Genomic DNA, 19,171 nt, shown 5'->3' with positions numbered 1-19,171 from the left:
GAAGGAGGGGTCCCGTCCGCACCGGACGGGACCCCTCCCCGCGTCAGTGGCGGCGTCCGGCGTCAGTGGCGGCGCAGGGCGGCGCGCAGCCGGGCGTCCGGGAGGGCGGCCGGGCCGTTCATGGCGACGGCGGTGAGCAGTTCGCGCTCGTCGTCGTCGGTCAGCCCGTGCTGGCGCGGCGGGCGCACCTCGCGGAGCACCTCCTGGCCGACCGGCGAGGCCCAGCGGGTGTAGGGGTAGACGTCGACCCGGGCCATCAGCAGGGTGCCCGAGGTGAGCACCAGCGGCAGCGAGAACCAGGCCAGCGGGGTCAGCGCGTCACCCTCCAGCAGACCGCCGGCGACCAGCGCGAGGGCCAGCAGCACCAGGGAGAGCAGCAGCGCCTGCCGGACCTGCCGGACCACCAGCACGGTGTGCCGCTGGACGGCCGCCGGGGTGGCCAGCCCGGCCAGCGACAGCCGGCTGCCGATCTCCAGCACGGTGGGGTGGGCGGCCATCGCGGCCCGCAGGTCGTCGGTGCGGCACTGGCCCTCCGGGCCGACGGTGGCGATCACCGCCCGCTCCAGCCGGCTGCGCCCGCGCGGGTCGACGACGGTGGTCCAGCCGGTGTGGGCGAGGTGCAGCCGGCCCCGGGAGGCCATCAGGACGAGGGCGAGTTCGACGACCCGGTCCGGTCCGCCGGCCAGGTAGGCGGTCTCGTACAGTCCGATGCCGACCGCCTCGGGCGGTCGGGGGCCCTCCTGCCCGGAGAACGCGTCGGCGGCGGCGGTCATCCGGACCAGCCGGATGCAGGAGAGCACCGCGGCGACGCAGGCCGGGAGCAGGAAGAGCAACCACATGGGCTTGTTGTAGACCCGGCCGCGCCGCACGCGGTACGTGTTCCCGGTCCGCGATACCGAACTGTGACGTCCGTCGGGGCGTCCGCCGGGGGCGCGGTGGTCAGGAGCCGCAGCCGCCGCCGCAGCTGGAACCGCAGCTGGACGAGGAGGAGGACCCGCAGCCGGAGGACCCCGAGGAGCAGCTGGAGGACGACGAGGAGCCGCCTCCGCAGCCGCTGCTCCCGCCGCAGCTCGAACCCGAGGAGCCGGAGCCGGAGTCGGACGGGCCGGAGTCGGAGGACGAGCCGCACCAGACCGCCGGGCTGCTGCCGCAGCCGGAGGACGAGGAGCCGGAGGACGAGGAGCCGGAGGACGACGAGGAGGACGCGGACGGCGAGCCGGCGGCGGACCAGCCGGCCGCCCTGACCGTCTGGTCGGCGGCGGCCGAGGCGAGCAGCGCCTGCTGCAGCTCCTCGTCGGCGAACTCGGCGGCGCCGACGGCGGCCAGGCCGCCGAGCGCGATGGCGCCGAGCAGTGCGGCGTCGGCGTTGCGGGCCCCGTGCCGGGGTCGCCACGGCGTGCCGTTGTCCATCAGGCCGAGCTGGCGGCGCCCGGCCGGGGTGATCCGGCCCTTGGGCGGCCGGGTGCCGAGCAGCGCGAGCAGGCCGACGACGAGCAGCAGCGGCGGGATCCACAGCGCGGGACCGTCGTCGCCGGACCCGTCGTGTGAGGCGAGCGGGTAGGCGAGGGCGGTGAGGGCCGCCGTGAGCAGCAGCGCGAGCCAGATGGACCGGTGCGCGGTCCTCGCCCGGCGCAGCCGGACGGGGTTGCGCAGCAGGCCGCGTCCGGCGAGCTCGTCGCCGATCGCCTGGACGCTGGGCGAGCGCATCACGGTGAGGCGCAGCGGGTCGAGGCCGAGGCTACGGGACGGGCCGACCGCCTCGACGATCGCGCGCTCCACGGTGTCCTGCGGGCGGTCGGTGGTGACGGTGACCAGCCGGGAGCGGCTGACCACGACGTGGCCGGCCCGGTGCATCCGGACCAGCGCGGTGTCGAAGACCCGGCCGGGGCCGCCGGCCAGGAAGGCGGCGTGGAGCAGCGGGAGGCCGCGGCCGGGCAGGCCCTGGGGGTTGGGGACGCGCAGGGCGGCCTGCCGGGCCCGTGAGGCCCACAGGACGGTGGCGGCCAGGGCGGCGGCGGGGATCAGGTAGTAGGCGTCGTGCCACATGGGTGGTTCCCCCGGTCGGTGAGACGTGGTCCGGGCGCGCGCGGCGCCGTGGTTCGGGCGGTTCTGGGGTGCAGGGGTGCGGCGGGACGCCGCTCAGGCGTCGCGGCCCGGGCGCAGGGCTCGCCGCAGGCGGGCGAGCGGGCCCGGCGGGCGTTCCGGGGCCGGGTCGAGCCACCGCGCCAGCGAGCGGTGGACGTCGGCGTCCGGCCCCGCGCCGCCGGCGCCCGGTCCTCCCGGGCTCGGGCCTTCGGCGAGCACCCAGGCGGCGAAGGCCCGGGCGTCGGCGCGGTAGCCGCCGGTCTGCGGATGGCTGCGGGCGTAGGCGAGGAATAGCGGGCCGTACTGTGCACCGAGCAGACGGGGCAGGTCCGGGGCGACCTTGGCGGCGGTGTCGCGCCGCTTGGCGGCCAGACCGGCGGCCTGCGCGCGCACCTGCGCGGGGTCGAAGCCGGGCGGCACCGGGCCGCCGGCCACCAGGGCGGTCAGCAGTCCGGTCTGCCGGGCGGCCAGCCGGGCGCGGGCGGCGTCGGTGTCGGTGCCCGGGTCGGTGCCGGTGTCCGGCTGGGTGCCGGTGTGCGGGGCGGCGGTCATCGGGGAGCACCGCCGTCCAGCACCCGCCGGATGGCGTCGAGTTCGGCCGCGAGCTCGGCGGGCGGCGGGAACGCGGCGTCGCGCTCCAGCAGCACCCCGGGCGGGGCGACCCGCGCGCACAGCTCGGCCAGCACCTCCAGCACCGGTTCGGTGACCGGGTGGGCGTGGGTGTCGTGCCAGACGCCGTCGACCAGGGTGCCACCCGCGACGTGCACGTAGGCGAGCGCCTCCAGCGGCAGGCGGTCCAGCTCGGCGGCCGGGTCGATGCCGAGGTTGACCCGGTTGGTGTGCAGGTTGGCGACGTCGATCAGCAGCCGTACACCGGTGCGCTCGACCAGCTCGGCGAGGAACTGGCCCTCGGTCAGCTCGTCGTCCGGCCAGGCCAGCTGGGCGGCGATGTTCTCCAGGGCCAGCGGCACCGGCAGCCGGTCCTGGGCGATCCGGACGTTCTCGGCGATCACCCGCAGGGCGTCGCGCGAGCGGGGTACCGGCAGCAGGTGGCCGGCCTCCAGGCCGCCGGCCCGGACGAACGCCAGGTGCTCGGTGACCAGCGGCGAGCCGAGCGCCCCGGCGGTCTCGGCGAGCCGGTCGAGGCGGGCCGGGTCGGGCCGGTCGGCGCCGCCGAGGCCGAGCCCGACGCCGTGCGGGACCACGGTGAGGCCGCGCTCGCGCAGGATCCGCAGGGACTCGGGGAGGTGGCCGGCGCAGACGTTCTCGGCGACCACCTCGACCCAGTCCAGGCCGGGCTGCCGTTCGACCACGGTGTCGATCTCGCTGCGCCAGCCGAGGCCGATGCCGAGCCGGCGCGCGGTGCCGGCCGCCCGCGCGGTACCGGTGGTGTGGGCGGTGCCGCTGGTGTGAGCGCCGCCCGTCGTCGGTGCGGGCGTACGGGGTGCGGGGTGCAGGGCGGGGGAGGTCATCGGTGCGCCCCCTTCGGAGGGCCGGGTGGGAAGGCCGTCGGTCGGCCGGGCCTCGTCGCCGGGGCCGCCGGGCCGTGCTGGTGAAGCATGTCCCCGGGCGGCTCGGCTGCCAAGCCTGGTCCGGTCATCTCAGAGCATTACTTGAGCTTGGCGTGGCGTCAATGAGTGATCCGTACCGCCGGGCCGCGGCATCGCCGCAGGTCGGGGCGGTCCCGGCCGGAAAAACCAGGGGCGGACGGTCCGTCTGTGGGGCTACCGTGACCTCCCTATGACACTTCTGACGATTCGTGACTTCCGACCCGAGGACGCCGAGGCCGTCGCGGCGGCCCACCGCGCCGGGCGCGAGCACCTGGTGCAGGCGCCCGAGATGTTCGTCTGGCGCGAGGCCCGGCCGCCGAAGGGCTCCCACTACCGCACCTTCGTCGCTGAACTGGACGGCCGGGTGGTCGGCGCGGTCCGCTGCGGGGTGGTCGTCGGCACCACGACCACCGGCGTCGGCCACGCCAACGGCAGCGTCCTGCCCGGGTACCGGCGGCGCGGGGCCTTCACCGCCCTGCTGGCCGCCGCCGAGCGGCACCTGGCCGGGCACGGCGTCGTTGAGCTGCACAGCTGGGTGGACGACGAGCCCGGCTCGCGCGCCTTCGCCGAGGCCCGGGGCTTCACCGCCGGCCGCACCGCCCACTTCGCGGTCCGGGACCTCACCGTGCCGCTGCCGTCCGCCCCGCCGCTGCCGGCCGGTGTGGAGCTGCGCCCGGCGAGCGACTTCGCGGCCGATCCCCGCCCGGTCTTCGAGGTCGAGGCCGACGCGGCGCTGGACGAGCCGGGCGAGATCGTGCTGGACGCCGTCGAGTACGACGACTGGCTGGCGGGAGAGTGGAACCGCCCGGACCTCGACCGCGGGCTGACCGTGGTCGCCGTGGCCGACGGCCTGCCCGTCGCGTTCAGCGCCGTCAGCACGGACGGCGCGGACCGCTACCTGTCGGCGTTCACCGCCTGCCGCCGGGCGTACCGGGGGCGGGGGCTGGCCAAGCTCGCCAAGCTGGAGTCGCTGCGCCGGGCCCGCGCCGCCGGTCTGCGGTGGGCCTACACCGCCAACGACGCCACCAATGCGCCGATGCTCGCGATCAATGCCTGGCTGGGCTACGAGCGCTGCGCGAGCGAACGGAAGTACATCAAGCGCCTGGACGGCGGCGCGGCCGGAGGTGATGACGGAGCGTGACGAGACGCTGAGCCGTACGGGTGAATTCGGGGCGTCCACCGGCGTGGGCGCTGGATGGGGCCCGGAATGCGTGCGTTCCCGGGGCCTCACGGGGCATCACCTCCGCGCCGTCTGTTCGTGCCCGAGTCTTCCGCGCGGGGGTGCCATGGAGATCCTGCTCCAGATCCTGGTCGGGTTCGTCCCGGCCGTGATCGGCTTTCTCGCCGCCCGCTCGCTCGCCCGCACCCGGCTCTTCCTGCGTTACGGCTTCCTGCGGGTGCTGCTCGGGCCGTACGGCCGGGTGCAGATCGTCACCCCGAGCGTCGAGGCCGCCGAGTTCGCCTACGCCAAGGACGGCTGCCGGCTCACCAGCCGGGGCCCGCGGAACGTGCTCTTCATGCCGATGGCCGAGGCCCGGGCCATCGCCCAGCTCATCGACCTGCTGCGGAAGATCAACCGCAAGGCCACCATCGAGCTGGTCACCGCGGGCGCGCAGGACCCGAGGATGCCGACCTTCTCGATCGGCGGGCCGGCCGTCAACGCCTACTCGGCCGGCGTACTGGCGGCCGGCTTCCCGGACTTCCGCCTGGAGCACCCGCACGCGGCCCGGGCCCGCTGGGGCGGGATGATCTTCGAGGCGCAGTACAACGCGGCCGACGAACTGGTCCGCGATCACGGCTTCGTGTTCGTCACCCGGACCGGCCGGCAGGCGCCCTGCGTGGTGCTCTGCGGGGTCTTCGCGTTCGGGTCGGCGATGGCGGTGGAAGCCCTGGCGGCGGCCGGCCGGCAGTCCCCGCTGGCCGCGCTGTTCCGTTCCGGGGAGAAGGGGTTCGTCGCCGTCGAGGGCCGCGTGATCGGCCTGGACACCGTGGACGTGACGGTCGAGGTCTGCCGCATCCTGCCCTCGGCCTGAGCGTGCGGGGGCAGGATTCGGCCGCCGCGGACAGGGGCAAACCGGACAGTCCGGGAGACTCCGGGACAGGAAGTGGCCGGATTCATCAGGCTTTTGCTCCACTACTGTCACATCATCGGCATAATCGCGCCCATGACGATCAACCGTGCGAACGTGAGCGCGATTGCCGAGGACCTCTACGTCTGGCTCCCGCCGAAGCGAGGATGGGGCCTGGCCAACTGCGGACTGCTCGCCGGCCCGCGGACGGCGCTGTGGATCGACACGCCCTACGACCCCTCGCTCGCCGCCGAGTTCCTCGCCGAGAGCCGCAAGCGGCTGGCCGACGGCGTCACCGTGGACCGGATCGTCGTCACTCACGCCAACGGCGACCACCTCTGGGGCGCGGGCGTGCTGCCGGATGCCGAGGTGATCGCCACCCGCGAGGCGCTGGAGCACATCCACTGGGAGCCGACGCCCCAGCAGACCCACGGCCTGGTCGTCGGCAGCGACCCGGAATCGCCGCTCGGCGACTACCTCCGGCGCCACTTCGGCCGGTTCGACTGGTCGCACACCGAGCCCGTCCACCCGGACACCGTCTTCCACGGCGAGCTGGAGCTGCGGGTCGGGGAGTACCCCGTGCAGATCACCGGCCTGCCCTCCGCCCACACCGGCGGCGACCTCATCGTCCACCTCCCGCGGCAGCGCGCGGTGTTCAGCGGCGACGTCATCTTCGGCTCCACCGCCGCGCAGCCCGGCGACCACCCCTCGCACTGGGCCGGTCCGCTGGAGAACGTCATCGCCGCCTGCGAACAGATCCTGGCCACCGGCGCCGAGATCATCGTCCCCGGCCACGGCCCGGTGCTCGACCGGGCCGGCGTCCGCGAGCACATCGCCTACCTCGACTACGTCCGCGAGCGCGTGCACGCCCTGCACCGGGCCGGCCTGCCCGCCCTGGACGCCGCCCGGCGGATCATCGCCGAGCAGCGCCACCCCGAGCTCGGGCTGCCCGAGCGGCTGGTGCTCACCGTCGCCGCCGAGTACCGGCACCTGGAGGACAGCGCGGTACCGAACATCCTGGAGGCGATGAGCCAGGTGGCCCTGGTCGCCCGGGAGCTGGAGGAGGACGCCGAACGGCGCGCCCCCCGCCCGCGCGCCTGAGCCGGCCGCCCCCGAACCGCCCGTACCGCCCCGCCCCGAGTCCGTTCTTCGTACAAGGAAACTCCGAGGACGTCGATGACGCAGCTGCTGGTCCCGGCCCTGGCGCTGATCGCGCTCGCCGCGCTCGCCGCCGCCGGGTGGCTGGCCCGCGGCCGCTCCCGCGCGCTGGCCCGGGCCGCCGCCGCCGAAGCCTCGACCGGCCTGGCCGAGGAGCGCGCCCGGGTCGCCGAGGGCCGGGCCGGCCGCTCCGAGCAGCAGGCCCGCGAGGCGCGGGCCGAGGCGCAGCGGTCGGCCGAACAGGCCCGCGGCGCGGCCGAGAGCGCGCTCGCCGCCGAGGACCGCGCCCGGCGGGCCGAACACCGGGCGGCCGAGGACGGGCAACGGGCCGCCGAGGCCGACCTGGTGGCCGCCGAGGCGCAGCGGCGCGCCACCGGCGCCGAGCGGGACGCCGCGGCGGCCGAACGCCGCACCGCCGCCCTGCTCGCCGAGATCGGCCACCTCGCCACCGAACGCGTGGTCGCCGCCGCCCTGCGCCTGAGCCACCCCAACGCGCCGATCGCCGGGCCGCTCGACGCCGCCGCCGTCGGCCCGGACGCCGTCCAGGCCCTGCAGGCGGTGCTGGACGCCGCCTCCGCCGCCGTCACCGACGAGCGGGAGCGGGTCGACGCCGCCGCCCGCGCCGGGATGCGCGGCGCCACCTCCAAGATCCAGACCCTGCTCTACCAGATCCAGAGCCTGGTCCAGCAGCTCCAGCACGACAACGACGACCCCCGGCTGCTGGAGGTCGACTTCCGCAACGAGGTCGCGCTGCGCCGGATCCAGACCGTCGCCGTGCTCTGCGAGGCCTGGCCGGGCCTGGCCCGCACCGACTCGCCGCTCGCCGAGGTGGTGGTCGGCGCGCTCTCCCGGGTGCCCGGCTACGCCCGCATCAAGGTGGCCAACCACCTGCGCGAGGACCGGCTCGCGGTGGTCGCCCGGGCCGCCGAGCCGGTGGCCATCGCCGTCGCCGAACTGCTCGCCAACGCCACCGCGTACTCGCACCCGGAGACCGACGTCCCGGTCACCGTCCAGCAGGGCGGCCGGGGCGCCCTGGTGATCGTCGACGACAGCGGCATCGGCATGGAGGAGGACCAGCTGCGCCGGGCCCGCCGGCTGCTGGCCGGCCCGCCCGAGGTGCTGCTCACCGAACTCGGCAACCCGCCCAGGACCGGGTTCGCGGTGGTCGGCAAGCTGGCCCGGCAGTACGGCTTCTCCTGCCACGTCGAGCCCTCCCCGTACGGCGGCATGCGCGCGCTGGTGCGGATCCCGGCCGGGCTGCTGACCGTCGTCGACGAGGAGCAGCCGCTCTCGGTGCTCACCCCGCTGCCGCTGCGCCCCGGCTCCGCGCCCGCCGCGCCGCCCGCCCCGGGCCCCACGGGCGGCCGCGTCCGCGACGGCGTCCCGGCCATCCGGGTCGTGCCGCCGGTGCCGGACGAGCCGGACGACCCGGTGGTGCCGGACGAGCCGGTGTCGGACGCGCCGCCGGTGCACGCCGTCCCGCCGGTGCACGCGGTCCCGCCGGTGCGCGCCGTCCCGGACGGGCCCGCCCCGGCGGACGACGGCAGCGGCCTGCCCAGCCGCCGCCGGCGCCGGCCGCTGACGCCCGGCCCGCAGCCCCAGGCCGCCTCCGCCGGGGCACCGGCCCGGGGGCCGGCCGCCGTCCGCCCACTGCGCACACCCGAGCAGGCCGCCGCCCGCTGGCAGGCGCTCCAGCACGGCACCGGCTCGGGCCGCGCCGCGGTCGCCGAGGCCGCGGCCACCGAGGCCGGGACCACCGAGGCCGGGACCGGGACCGAGATGACCGGGACCGACGCGACCGTCACCGAGGCCACCGGCACCCGTACCGAATCCGCCCCCCACCCCCCGTCCCCCGCGGCGACCGGCCCCGCCGGCGCCGACCGGGCGGCCCCGCCCCGCCCCGACGCCGCCCGCACCGGCGCCGGCCCCGCGGACGCGTCCGGCCGCCGCACCACCCAGACCCCCTGAGGAGCCGCGCCGTGAGCAGCACGCCCAGCCCCACCCGCACCACGCCCAGCCCGTCCGACACCGACGGCATCGCCTGGGTGCTGACCCCGCTCCTGGAGCTGCCCGGTGTCGTGCACGCGCTGATCGCCACCGGCGACGGCCTGGTCGAAGCCGCCTCCGACGGCCTCGCCCGCGCCTCCGCCGAGCGGGTCGCCGCGATGACCGCCACCGTGCACGCCGCCGCCAGGGCGTTCACCACCGCCTTCACCGACGCCGAGCAGCCCCGGCTGGCGCAGACCGTCGTCGAGTCCGAGCTGGGCTTCGCCGTCGTCGTCCCGGCCGGCGAGAACACCTCGCTCGCGGTGTTCACCACCCCCGACGCCCAACTCGGCAACGTCGCCTACCAGATGCAGGTCCAGGTCGCCGCCCTGGGCCGGGCACTGGCCAGCCCGGCCCGGCGGCAGGACGCCCCCGCCCGGTCATGACCGCCACTCCCCGCAGGCGGATGGTGCCTGCCTACCTGGTCACCGGCGGCCGGACCCGCCCGGGCGGCGACGGCTTCGAACGGCTCACCGTGCTGTTCGCGACCGGCGCCGACCGCCCGGCGGCGCTCGCGGAGCTGGAGGCGGAGCACCACCGGCTCTGGGACCTCTTACGACCCGGCGCGCTCACCGTGGTCGAGGCCGCCGCGCACCTGCGGCTGCCGGTCAGCGCCACGGTCTTCCTCGCGGCCGATCTGGTCGAGGCGGGCTGCCTGCACGCCCGCGCGCCGATCCCCCGCGCCCAGCAGACCGACCGCTCCCTCGTCGAGAGGCTCCTCGTTGGACTCCGCACTCTCCGGTAACCCGCCCGGCCCGGGGCGGCCGGACCGGGTGGGTTACCTGCCCGACCCCGAGCAGACGCTGATGAAGCTGGTGGTCGCCGGCCCGTTCGGCGTCGGCAAGACCACCTTCATCCGCACCCTCTCGGAGATCCCGACCCTGCACACCGAGGAGGCGATGACCGAGACCGGCGCCCCCGTCGACGACGTGGCCGGCCTGCCCGGCAAGACCACCACCACGGTCGCGGTCGACTTCGGCCGGCTCACCCTGCCCGGCGAACTGGTGCTCTACATGTTCGGCACCCCCGGCCAGCGCCGGTTCTTCCCGCTCTGGCAGGACATCGCCCGCGGCGCCATCGGCGCCCTCGTCCTGGCGGACACCCGCCGGCTCGCCGACTCCTTCGAGATCATGGACATGGTCGAGGAGCAGGGCCTGCCCTACGCGGTCGCCGTCAACCGCTTCCCCGACTCGCCGGTGCACCCGGCCGCGGTCCTGCGCAGCCACCTAGACCTGCACCCCAGCACCCCGCTGGTGCTCTGCGACGCCCGGGAGCGCGGCTCCAGCCTGGACGCCCTGATCGCGCTCACCGAGCACGTCCTGCACGGCATGCCCGCCTCCGCACCGGCCCCGGAGCAGCCATGACCACCGACCCCGCACACCCCCCGGCCGCGCTGCACGGCCCGGCCTTCGCCGCCGACCCGCAGGCCGTCTACGAGCGGCTGCGCCGCCAGGGCCCGGTCGCCGAGGTGGAGATCGCACCCGGCGTCACGGCCCTGCTGGTCATCGACTACCAGGCCGCCCTGGACCTGCTGCGCGACACCGACACCTTCTCCAAGGACTCCCGCGCCTGGCAGCGGACCGTCCCGCCGGACTCCCCGCTGCTGCCGGTGCTCGGCTACCGGCCGACCGCCCTGTTCAGCGACGGCGCGACGCACGCCCGCTACCGGCAGGTGATCACCGACGGCCTGGCCCTGCTGGAACCGCACCTGCTGCAGCGCCGGGTCGCCGAGGTCGCGCACCGGCTGATCGGCGCCTTCGGCGGGACCGGCTCCGCCGACCTCATCGCCGACTACGCCCGCCGGCTGCCCGTGCACGTCCTCACCACCGGCTTCGGCGTGCCCGACGAGCACCGGGAACGGCTGGTGGCCGGCATCGTCGGCTCCATCGAGTCCACCCGGCAGGCGGTGGCCGCGTACACGGACCTCGTCGAGGTGGTCACCGGGATGGTCGCCGAGCGCCGCGAACGCCCCCGGCACGACCTCACCTCGTGGTTCCTCACCCACCCGGCCGGGCTGGACAACGACGAGGTGGTCCGGCAGATCACCCTCACCATGATCGCCGGCAACGAGCCGACCACCAACCTCATCGGCAACGCCCTGCTGCGCCTGCTCACCGACGCCCGCTACGCCGGCTCGCTGTTCGGCGGGGCGATGACGGCGCACCAGGCGATCGACGAGGTGCTCTGGCACGAGCCGCCGCTGGCCAACCTCTCCGCCCACTACCCGCGCGTCGACGTCACCTTCCACGGCCGCGCCATCCCGGCGGGATCGCTCGTCCTGGTCTCCTACGCGGCCGCCAACTCCCAGGCCGCCCCGCCCGCCGCCACCGCCGACGGCGTGGACACCGCCGGGCTGCGCAGCGGCGGCTCCGCCCATCTGGCCTGGGCAGCCGGCCCGCACGCCTGCCCGGCCCGCGACCCCGCCCTGCTGATCGCGATCACCGCGATCGAGCAGCTGACCAGCCGGATCGGCGACCTCGAACTCGCCGAGCCCGCCGACGCCCTGCACCGGCGTCCCGGCCCCTTCCACCGTGCCCTGGTCCGCCTCCCGGTCCGCTTCACCCCGGTCGCCGGATAGCGCGGGGCCCGGGCACCCCACGGGTACCCGGGCCCCTCCACGCGTTCACGCGCTCCTCGTCACTCCGCCGGCTTCAGCGTGAGCGAGACCGAGTTGATGCAGTACCTCTGATCGGTCGGCGTGCCGTAGCCCTCACCCTCGAAGACGTGGCCGAGGTGCCCGCCGCAGCGGGCGCAGCGGACCTCGACCCGGCGCATGCCGAGCGAGGTGTCCTCGATGTACTGGACGCGGTCCCCGGCGAGCGGCGCGTAGTAGGACGGCCAGCCGCAGTGGCTGTCGAACTTGGTCTCCGAGCTGAACAGCTCAGTGCCGCAGGCCCGGCAGCTGTAGACGCCGACGGTCTTGGTGTCGGTGTACTCGCCGGTGAACGGGCGCTCGGTGCCGGCCTCCCGCAGGACGTGGTACTCCTCGGGGGAGAGCTGGGCGCGCCACTCGGCGTCGGTCTTCTCGATCTCGTAGCTCATGACGGCTCCCGGTCGGGTGACTCAGACGTTGGTGGCAACGTTCGACAGGTGCCCGAGGATTTCCGGACCCAGGTTGGTGACGTCCCCCGCACCCATGGTGAGCAGCAGGTCGCCCGGGCGGGCCAGGGCGGCCAGCACCGCGGGGGCGGTCGCGAAGTCGTGCTCGGCGGTCACCTCGGCGCCGGCCCGGCGGGCGGCGTCGATGATCAGCTCGCTGGTGACGCCGGGGATCGGGTCCTCGCGGGCCGGGTAGATGTCGAGCACCACGGAGGCGTCGGCCAGCGCCAGCGCGGCGCCCATCTCCTCGGCGAGCTGCTGGGTGCGGCTGAACAGGTGCGGCTGGAAGACCACCAGCACGCGCCCCTCGGTGGCCTCCCGGATGGCCTCCAGGTCGGCGGTCATCTCGGTCGGGTGGTGGGCGTAGGAGTCGATCACCTGGACGCCGCCCGCCTCGCCCTTGAGCTGCAGGCGGCGGCGTACGCCGGTGTAGGCGCCGAGCGCCTTGGCCAGGTCGGCGGCCGGCACACCCAGGGCGACACCGGCGGCCAGCGCGGCGACCGCGTTGTGGGCGTAGTGGCGGCCGGGCACCGAGACGGTGAAGCCCAGCTCGGCGCCGTCCAGCAGCACGGTGACCTCGCTGGTCATGCCGCGCGGGACGACCGACAGGACGCGCAGGTCGGCGTCCTCGGCGGCGCCGACGGTGACCACGTTCAGGTCCGCCCGGCCGCGGACGCGGGCGGTCAGCTCGCGGGCGCCGTCGTGGTCGGCGGAGACGACCAGGGTGCCGCCGGGGACGATCCGGCCGACGAAGGTCTCGAAGGACTCGTGGATCTCGTCGATCGAGGCGTAGTTGGCGTGGTGGTCCAGCTCCACGTTGAGCACGATCGCCACCTCGGGCGCGTACTTGTGGAAGCTGCGGTCGCTCTCGTCGGCCTCGGCGACGAAGATCTCGCCAGTGCCGTGGTGGGCGTTGGAGCCGGGCGCGTCGAGGTCGCCGCCGATCGCGTAGGACGGGTCCAGGCCCAGCTCGCCGAGGGCGACGGCGAGCATGCTGGTGGTGGTGGTCTTGCCGTGCGTGCCGGCCACGGCGAGTGCCCGGCGCCCGCCCATCAGCGCGGCCAGCGCGTCGGAGCGGTGGACGACCGGGATGCCGCGCTCGCGGGCGGCGGCCAGCTCCGGGTTGTCGGCGCGGATGGCGCTGGAGACGACGATGCTGCTCGCGCCGTCCGGCACGTGCTCGGCGGCGTGCCCGATGTGCACGGTGGCGCCGAGCGCGCGCAGCGCGCGGACGGTCTCGGACTCCTTGGCGTCGCTGCCGGAGACGCCGGCCCCGCGCACCGCGAGGATCTTCGCCAGACCGGACATCCCGGCGCCGCCGATGCCGATGAAGTGCGGGGCGTGCAGGTCGTGCGCGGCGTCGTTCAAGGCGGGGCTCCGTACGGGCGGGGGGTCAGGGGAGGGCGGACGGCGTGCGAATCGTCCTCGCGGGCCGGACCGCGCCGGACCGCAAGGACGATTCTGCACCACTTCGGGGTCGCGTCAGGAGTCGCTGGCGAACAGCCGCAGCACCGGCACGCCCACCTTGTGGCGCGCCTGGGAGGCCCAGTCGCGGTGGAAGAACTCCTCCACGAAGTGCGGGGAGGTGAGCACCACCACCTCGTCGGCCTGGTGCTCCTCCACCACGGCGCGCAGCCGCTCCAGCGGCGACTCCTCGACCAGCTCGCCGACCGCCTCGGCACCGGCCCGCCGCAGGTGGCGCAGGCTGTGCTCCAGCGACTCGGTGGCGACCGTCGGCCCGCTCTCCGACTCGTCGTGCTCGCGCACCACCTTGTCCAGGTGGCCGAGGGCGACGTCGTCCAGCGCCCGCAGCAGTTCGTCCTGCTTGCCGCGCGGCTGCATCAGGACGACGAAGGACACCTTCTCCTCGCTGTGGAGCGTGGTGACCAGCTCCACGTCCGCGTCGGAGAGCGCCTTCTCGATCATCAGTACCGTCTTGAACACGTGAATCCCTTCCAGTCGCCGGCCCCCGGGCTCCGGCTTCGCATCCCATACTGCCCGGCGGAAGCTTTCCGCACGCTGTCCACCCGGCACACGGGCCACGCGGAGGGGGCCGCAAGTGGGAGCGGGATCACGGTTCGGAGGTCACGGGGTGGGCGGACGCAGGTAGCGGGTGAAGAGGAATCCTTTCTGCTCGATCAATGAGACCAGCCGCATCCGCTGCACCTCGGGCATGCGCGCGCCGTGCAGGATGCGCGGCGCGTCGCCGCCCGTGACCAGCGGCGCCAGCGACAGGCACAGCTCGTCCAGCAGGTCCTCGGCGGCCAGCTGCCCCAGCAGCCGGGGCCCGCCCTCGGTCAGCAGCCGGGTCCAGCCCCGGTCGGCCAGCGCGGCGACCGCCGCCCGCAGGTCCACCGCGCCGACGCCGGCCGTGATCACGTCGGCCACCTCGGCGACCGCCGCCACGGTGGACGCCGGGGCGTCCTCGGTGGTGATCACCACGGTGCGCACCAGCGGCTCGGTGAACAGCGGCGCCGCGAGGTCCAGCTCCAGCGAGCGGCTGACGATCGCGATCACGGGCGCCGGCGCCTGCCCGGCCGCGCGGCGGGCCCCGGCGAAGTCGGCCCGCGCCCGGGCCGGCCGGTACCCCTCGGCGCGCACCGTCTCGGCACCCACCAGCACCACGTCCGACAGCGCCCGCAGCACACCGAAGATCCGCTTGTCCGCCTCGCTGGAGAGGCCCTCGGAGAGCCCGTCCAGCCGGGCCCCGCCGTCCAGCCCGGCCACCATGTTGGCGCGCAGCCAGGGACGCCCGTGGTTCACCTGCCCGGGGTACGCGTAGACGGCGGCCAGCGCCTCCAGCGAACTCGGGTCGTCGAAGGTCTCCGCCACCGGGCTGATCAGCTGTTGCATGCCCCCAGTCTTCCACCGGGTGCTGCACCGGGTGCTCGTCCCGGGGGCCTCCCGACCAGGCGTACCCTTTATCACCGTGTCCGCACCTTCCCGCCCCGCCACCGCGACCGCGCCGATAGCCCTCACCGCCCGGCGCCCCGTCGTCCCCGCCGAGCGCCTGGTCGCCGAGATGGTGCCGCCGCCGCGCTTCTCCGACGTGAGCTTCGGGACGTACATCCCGGACCAGGCCCAGCCCAGCCAGTACGAGGCCGTGCAGGTCCTGGAGGAGTTCGCCGGCACGCTCAACAGCGGAAACGGTTCCGCCCCCAAGCGCAGCTGGTTCCGCCGCTCCGCCCCGGCCCCGGCCGGCCCGGCCGGCATCTACCTGGACGGCGGCTACGGCGTCGGCAAGACCCACCTGCTCGCCTCGCTCTGGCACGCGGCCCCCGGCCCCAAGGCCTTCGGCACCTTCGTCGAGCTGACCAACCTGGTCGGCGCGCTCGGCTTCCAGCAGGCCGTGCAGACCCTGTCCGGGCACAAGCTGCTCTGCATCGACGAGTTCGAGCTCGACGACCCGGGCGACACCGTCCTGGTCTCCACCCTGCTCGGCCGCCTGGTGGAGAACGGCGTCAAGCTCTGCGCCACCTCCAACACCCTGCCGGAGAAGCTCGGCGAGGGCCGCTTCGCCGCCGCCGACTTCCTGCGCGAGATCCAGGGCCTGTCCGCGCACTTCCGCCCGATGCGGATCGACGGCCAGGACTACCGCCACCGCGGCCTGCCGGACGCCCCGCCGCCCTACCGGCCCGCCGAGGTCGACGCCGTCGCCGCCCGCACCCCGGGCGCCTCCCTCGACGACTTCGACGCCCTGCTCGCCCACCTCGCCGCCGTCCACCCCAGCCGCTACGGCGCCCTGCTGGACGACGTCACCGCCGTCTGCCTGCGCGACGTGCGCCAGGTCGACGACCAGTCCACCGCCCTGCGCCTGGTCGTCCTCGCCGACCGCATGTACGACCGCGAACTCCCCATCACCGCCTCCGGCCTCCCCTTCGACCGGGTCTTCCCCGAGGAGATGCTCCGCGGCGGCTACCGCAAGAAGTACCTGCGCGCCATCTCCCGCCTGGTCGCCCTCGCCCGGGACAGCGCCCGGAACTGAGGGCGTGACCTGCTTCCTGGTCGGGCGTTTCTCCCTGCGGCAATGGGTCGCGAAAGGAGGATCATGATTGGGAAGAAGGCCGCCTGGACGATCGAGGTCGAGGCCGAGGTGCGCGCCTGGCTGCGCACCTGCTCGACCACCGAGTACCGGGCGGCCGAACGCGCCGCCGACCGGCTGGCCGAGGACGGCGAACTGCTGCCGTTCCCGCTGGCCAGCCACCTCGGCGGTCCGCTGCGGGAACTGCGCGTCGGGCCGATGCGTATCACGTACTGGCTCGCCCCCGGTCGGCGGGCTGTGCTGCTGACGGTGTTCCGCAAGACTAGGAGCCGCGAGACCGACGAAGTCGGGCGGGCGCACCGGGCCCAGAAGGTGTGCGAGGCCGAGCACGGCCCCGCAGGCGACCACCAGGTCTACGACAGGGACGAGGAGGAGCGATGAGCAGCGGCTACCACACCCGTTGGGTCGTGCCGCCGGAGCACCGGGAGACCGAGGAGTACCGGGCGGCCGGGCGACGGATGGCGCTGGCGGAGGCGGTGTACGCCCGCCGGTCGGCGCTCGGCTGGACCCTCGCGGAGCTCGCCGTCCGGGCCGGACTGGACGAGGAGGCCGTCGAGAGCATCGAGGAGAGCGGGGTCGATCCCACCCTCCCGCTGATCGAGCGGCTGGCCGCCGCCTTCGACTCGGCGGTCCGCATCGACCCGGCGGGGGAGCCCGCCATCAGGTTCGAGGCCCACGCGGCCTGAGTGATCGGTGCTCGGTTGTCGGTGGTGGGTCGTACGGTGGAGGCGTGCGACCCATCACGAGTATTGAGCGGTCAGTGACGCCCTTCGAGGTCGTCAGTCCCTACCAGCCCAACGGTGACCAGCCGGCGGCGATCGCGGAGCTGGAGCGGCGGATCCGGGGCGGGGAGAAGGACGTCGTCCTGCTCGGTGCCACCGGTACCGGCAAGTCGGCCACCACGGCCTGGATGATCGAGAAGCTGCAGCGGCCCACCCTGGTGATGGCGCCGAACAAGACGCTGGCCGCGCAGCTGGCGAACGAGTTCCGCGAGCTGCTGCCGAACAACGCGGTCGAGTACTTCGTCTCGTACTACGACTACTACCAGCCCGAGGCGTACGTCCCGCAGACGGACACCTACATCGAGAAGGACTCCTCGATCAACGAGGAGGTCGAGCGGCTGCGCCACTCGGCGACCAACTCGCTGCTCACCCGCCGGGACGTGGTCGTGGTCGCGTCCGTCTCCTGCATCTACGGCCTCGGTACGCCGCAGGAGTACGTGGACCGGATGGTGCGGCTGAAGGTCGGCGAGGAGATCGACCGGGACGTCCTGCTCCGGCGCTTCGTCGACATCCAGTACACCCGCAACGACCTCGCCTTCACCCGCGGTACCTTCCGGGTGCGCGGCGACACCATCGAGATCTTCCCGGTCTACGAGGAACTGGCCGTCCGGATCGAGATGTTCGGCGACGAGATCGAGGCGCTGTACACGCTGCACCCGCTCACCGGCGAGATCATCAGCCAGGACGACTCGGTGTACGTCTTCCCGGCCTCGCACTACGTGGCGGGCCCGGAGCGGATGGAGCGCGCGGTCAACGGCATCGAGAAGGAGCTGGAGGAGACCCTCGCCCGGATGGAGAAGCAGGGCAAGCTGCTGGAGGCCCAGCGGCTGCGCATGCGCACCACCTACGACATCGAGATGCTCCGCCAGATCGGCACCTGCTCCGGCGTCGAGAACTACTCGATGCACTTCGACGGCCGCGAGCCCGGCTCCCCGCCGAACACCCTGCTCGACTACTTCCCGGAGGACTTCCTCCTGGTGATCGACGAGTCGCACGTCACCGTCCCGCAGATCGGCGCGATGTACGAGGGCGACGCTTCGCGCAAGCGCACCCTGGTCGAGCACGGCTTCCGGCTGCCGTCCGCGATGGACAACCGCCCGCTGAAGTGGGAGGAGTTCCTGGAGCGGATCGGCCAGACCGTCTACCTGTCGGCGACCCCGGGCGCGTACGAGCTGTCGCGCGGCGACGGCCAGGTCGAGCAGATCATCCGCCCGACCGGTCTGATCGACCCCGAGGTGATCGTCAAGCCGACCGAGGGCCAGATCGACGACCTGGTGCACGAGGTCCGCAAGCGGGTGGAGAAGGACGAGCGCGTCCTGGTCACCACGCTCACCAAGAAGATGGCCGAGGACCTCACCGACTACATGCTCGGCCTGGACATCCGGGTGCGGTACCTGCACAGCGACATCGACACGCTGCGCCGGGTGGAGCTGCTGCGCGAGCTGCGGGCCGGCGAGTACGACGTGCTGGTCGGCATCAACCTGCTCCGTGAGGGCCTGGACCTCCCGGAGGTCTCGCTGGTGGCGATCCTGGACGCGGACAAGGAGGGCTTCCTGCGCTCCGGCACCTCGCTGATCCAGACCATCGGCCGCGCCGCCCGCAACGTCTCCGGCCAGGTGCACATGTACGCGGACCGGATCACCGCGGCCATGGAGAAGGCGATCGAGGAGACCAACCGCCGCCGGGAGGTGCAGCAGGCGTACAACAAGAAGCACGGGATCGACCCGCAGCCGCTGCGCAAGAAGATCGGCGACATCCTGGACACCCTCGCCCGCGAGGACGTGGACACCGGCGAGCTGCTGTCCAGCGGCTACCGCGGCTCGGGCGGCGGCAAGGGCGGCAAGGCCCCGGTGCCGGCGCTGGGCGCCGAGCGCAAGCCGGCGAAGTCGCTGCCGGCGGCCGAGCTGGCCGAGCTGATCCAGTCGATGACGGAGCGGATGCACGCCGCCGCGGTCGACCTTCAGTTCGAGGTGGCGGCCCGGCTGCGCGACGAGGTCAAGGAGCTGAAGAAGGAGCTGCGGCAGATGCGCGAGGCGGGTATCGCGTAGCGGCCCCGGAACGGCTCGCGGCCCCTTCCGCACTCCCTTCCGCGCCCCCTTCCACGACGGTGCCCGCCGGGCCCGGCCGGTGACGTCCCCGGTCAAGCCCGGCGGTGTCTCAGCCCTGCCACAAACGGGTACAGGGCGGACAGCTCGCCCGACCGCAGGGCCTAGGCTGGCCTGCGGCGCCGCTCCGGGACGGGCGGGCCGGAAGAGGGGGCCTCAGCCGGGGGACGGCAACGGGGTGTTCCACCGTGGAGCCGGCGCGGGTGCCCGCGCGGCCGGGCAGAGAGGACATGCG

18 protein-coding genes and 1 pseudogene are annotated in these 19,171 nt (G+C 74.6%); 12 read left to right on the top strand and 7 right to left on the bottom strand.

What is annotated here, in order from left to right; genetic code table 11:
• Positions 1–62: 62 nt before the first annotated feature.
• The 3 genes and pseudogenes from ACFVUH_RS19645 to ACFVUH_RS19635 form a co-directional block, all read right to left on the bottom strand.
• Positions 63–839 carry a TIGR04222 domain-containing membrane protein gene (locus tag ACFVUH_RS19645; RefSeq protein ID WP_387914561.1) on the bottom strand — a complete coding sequence of 259 codons (777 nt, stop codon included), beginning with the start codon at positions 837–839 and terminating at the stop codon, positions 63–65.
• Positions 840–939: 100 nt separating this feature from the next.
• Positions 940–2,046, bottom strand: a complete 1,107-nt coding sequence (locus tag ACFVUH_RS19640; RefSeq protein ID WP_387914559.1) for a TIGR04222 domain-containing membrane protein — start codon at positions 2,044–2,046, stop codon at positions 940–942.
• A 93-nt stretch (positions 2,047–2,139) separates the two neighbouring features.
• Positions 2,140–3,557 (bottom strand): annotated as a pseudogene (locus ACFVUH_RS19635) (DUF692 domain-containing protein).
• A gap of 268 nt (positions 3,558–3,825) precedes the next feature.
• On the opposite strand from ACFVUH_RS19635, the gene ACFVUH_RS19630 reads away from it, so the two are divergent.
• The 8 genes from ACFVUH_RS19630 (at position 3,826) to ACFVUH_RS19595 (ending at position 11,486) form a co-directional block, all read left to right on the top strand.
• The gene (locus tag ACFVUH_RS19630; RefSeq protein ID WP_387914558.1) at positions 3,826–4,776 is read left to right on the top strand and encodes a GNAT family N-acetyltransferase; all 951 of its coding nucleotides are present in this window, start codon (positions 3,826–3,828) and stop codon (positions 4,774–4,776) included.
• A gap of 145 nt (positions 4,777–4,921) precedes the next feature.
• A complete protein-coding gene (locus ACFVUH_RS19625) occupies positions 4,922–5,668 on the top strand; it encodes a hypothetical protein (protein WP_355369177.1) in 747 nt (248 codons plus the stop codon).
• 132 nt (positions 5,669–5,800) lie between these two features.
• Positions 5,801–6,805, top strand: coding sequence for an MBL fold metallo-hydrolase (locus ACFVUH_RS19620; protein WP_387914556.1), 1,005 nt, complete (start codon positions 5,801–5,803; stop codon positions 6,803–6,805).
• Positions 6,806–6,880: 75 nt separating this feature from the next.
• The gene (locus ACFVUH_RS19615) at positions 6,881–8,830 is read left to right on the top strand and encodes an ATP-binding protein (protein WP_387914554.1); all 1,950 of its coding nucleotides are present in this window, start codon (positions 6,881–6,883) and stop codon (positions 8,828–8,830) included.
• Between the two features lie 11 nt (positions 8,831–8,841).
• Positions 8,842–9,294 carry a roadblock/LC7 domain-containing protein gene (locus ACFVUH_RS19610; RefSeq protein ID WP_355369171.1) on the top strand — a complete coding sequence of 151 codons (453 nt, stop codon included), beginning with the start codon at positions 8,842–8,844 and terminating at the stop codon, positions 9,292–9,294.
• Complete coding sequence (locus ACFVUH_RS19605; RefSeq protein ID WP_355369169.1) at positions 9,291–9,653, top strand: DUF742 domain-containing protein; 363 nt, start codon at positions 9,291–9,293, stop codon at positions 9,651–9,653. Before ACFVUH_RS19610 ends, ACFVUH_RS19605 begins: the two co-directional genes overlap by 4 nt.
• Positions 9,631–10,272: an ATP/GTP-binding protein gene (locus ACFVUH_RS19600; protein ID WP_387914553.1), complete on the top strand. Its 642-nt coding sequence runs from the start codon at positions 9,631–9,633 to the stop codon at positions 10,270–10,272. Before ACFVUH_RS19605 ends, ACFVUH_RS19600 begins: the two co-directional genes overlap by 23 nt.
• Positions 10,269–11,486 (top strand): cytochrome P450, encoded by a 1,218-nt coding sequence (locus ACFVUH_RS19595; RefSeq protein ID WP_355369167.1) that lies wholly within the window; start codon positions 10,269–10,271, stop codon positions 11,484–11,486. Before ACFVUH_RS19600 ends, ACFVUH_RS19595 begins: the two co-directional genes overlap by 4 nt.
• 59 nt (positions 11,487–11,545) lie before the next feature.
• On the opposite strand, the gene msrB is transcribed toward ACFVUH_RS19595, so the two are convergent.
• The 4 genes from msrB to ACFVUH_RS19575 form a co-directional block, all read right to left on the bottom strand.
• Positions 11,546–11,950 (bottom strand): peptide-methionine (R)-S-oxide reductase MsrB, encoded by a 405-nt coding sequence (msrB, locus tag ACFVUH_RS19590; RefSeq protein ID WP_355369165.1) that lies wholly within the window; start codon positions 11,948–11,950, stop codon positions 11,546–11,548.
• 21 nt (positions 11,951–11,971) lie between these two features.
• Entirely contained in the window at positions 11,972–13,354 is a 1,383-nt protein-coding gene (gene murC / locus ACFVUH_RS19585) for a UDP-N-acetylmuramate--L-alanine ligase (RefSeq protein WP_387914701.1), read from the bottom strand.
• 135 nt (positions 13,355–13,489) lie between these two features.
• The gene (locus tag ACFVUH_RS19580) at positions 13,490–13,951 is read right to left on the bottom strand and encodes an indole-3-glycerol phosphate synthase (RefSeq protein ID WP_355369163.1); all 462 of its coding nucleotides are present in this window, start codon (positions 13,949–13,951) and stop codon (positions 13,490–13,492) included.
• A gap of 141 nt (positions 13,952–14,092) precedes the next feature.
• Entirely contained in the window at positions 14,093–14,860 is a 768-nt protein-coding gene (locus ACFVUH_RS19575) for a pyrimidine reductase family protein (RefSeq protein ID WP_387914552.1), read from the bottom strand.
• A gap of 76 nt (positions 14,861–14,936) precedes the next feature.
• On the opposite strand from ACFVUH_RS19575, the gene zapE reads away from it, so the two are divergent.
• The 4 genes from zapE to uvrB all read left to right on the top strand — a co-directional run bounded on the left by zapE (position 14,937) and on the right by uvrB (position 18,879).
• The gene (gene zapE / locus ACFVUH_RS19570; RefSeq protein WP_355369159.1) at positions 14,937–15,992 is read left to right on the top strand and encodes a cell division protein ZapE; all 1,056 of its coding nucleotides are present in this window, start codon (positions 14,937–14,939) and stop codon (positions 15,990–15,992) included.
• Positions 15,993–16,055: 63 nt separating this feature from the next.
• Positions 16,056–16,430, top strand: coding sequence for a type II toxin-antitoxin system RelE/ParE family toxin (locus tag ACFVUH_RS19565; protein WP_387914551.1), 375 nt, complete (start codon positions 16,056–16,058; stop codon positions 16,428–16,430).
• On the top strand, positions 16,427–16,735 hold the full coding sequence (locus tag ACFVUH_RS19560) for a helix-turn-helix domain-containing protein (RefSeq protein ID WP_387914550.1): 309 nt from the start codon (positions 16,427–16,429) through the stop codon (positions 16,733–16,735). The genes ACFVUH_RS19565 and ACFVUH_RS19560 overlap by 4 nt, the downstream gene beginning before the upstream one ends.
• A gap of 44 nt (positions 16,736–16,779) precedes the next feature.
• A complete protein-coding gene (gene uvrB, locus ACFVUH_RS19555; RefSeq protein ID WP_355369155.1) occupies positions 16,780–18,879 on the top strand; it encodes an excinuclease ABC subunit UvrB in 2,100 nt (699 codons plus the stop codon).
• The last annotated feature ends 292 nt before the right edge of the window (positions 18,880–19,171 follow it).

This window comes from Kitasatospora sp. NPDC058032 (genome assembly GCF_042885845.1).
Taxonomy (GTDB): Bacteria; Actinomycetota; Actinomycetes; order Streptomycetales; family Streptomycetaceae; genus Kitasatospora.
The sequence above is the reverse complement of the archived record's forward strand: the minus strand, read 5'-3'. Positions and strand labels throughout refer to the sequence as shown.

Bases quoted from the DNA above. Each gene is read 5' to 3' on its own strand.
- ACFVUH_RS19605 (WP_355369169.1), top strand. From the start codon at position 9,291: ATGACCGCCACTCCCCGCAGGCGGATGGTGCCTGCCTACCTGGTCACC.
- ACFVUH_RS19595 (WP_355369167.1), top strand. From the start codon at position 10,269: ATGACCACCGACCCCGCACACCCCCCGGCCGCGCTGCACGGCCCGGCC.
- ACFVUH_RS19560 (WP_387914550.1), top strand. From the start codon at position 16,427: ATGAGCAGCGGCTACCACACCCGTTGGGTCGTGCCGCCGGAGCACCGG.
- ACFVUH_RS19620 (WP_387914556.1), top strand. From the start codon at position 5,801: ATGACGATCAACCGTGCGAACGTGAGCGCGATTGCCGAGGACCTCTAC.
- msrB (WP_355369165.1), bottom strand. From the start codon at position 11,950: ATGAGCTACGAGATCGAGAAGACCGACGCCGAGTGGCGCGCCCAGCTC.
- ACFVUH_RS19575 (WP_387914552.1), bottom strand. From the start codon at position 14,860: ATGCAACAGCTGATCAGCCCGGTGGCGGAGACCTTCGACGACCCGAGT.
- ACFVUH_RS19630 (WP_387914558.1), top strand. From the start codon at position 3,826: ATGACACTTCTGACGATTCGTGACTTCCGACCCGAGGACGCCGAGGCC.
- ACFVUH_RS19625 (WP_355369177.1), top strand. From the start codon at position 4,922: ATGGAGATCCTGCTCCAGATCCTGGTCGGGTTCGTCCCGGCCGTGATC.
- ACFVUH_RS19645 (WP_387914561.1), bottom strand. From the start codon at position 839: ATGTGGTTGCTCTTCCTGCTCCCGGCCTGCGTCGCCGCGGTGCTCTCC.
- ACFVUH_RS19640 (WP_387914559.1), bottom strand. From the start codon at position 2,046: ATGTGGCACGACGCCTACTACCTGATCCCCGCCGCCGCCCTGGCCGCC.
- ACFVUH_RS19615 (WP_387914554.1), top strand. From the start codon at position 6,881: ATGACGCAGCTGCTGGTCCCGGCCCTGGCGCTGATCGCGCTCGCCGCG.
- ACFVUH_RS19565 (WP_387914551.1), top strand. From the start codon at position 16,056: ATGATTGGGAAGAAGGCCGCCTGGACGATCGAGGTCGAGGCCGAGGTG.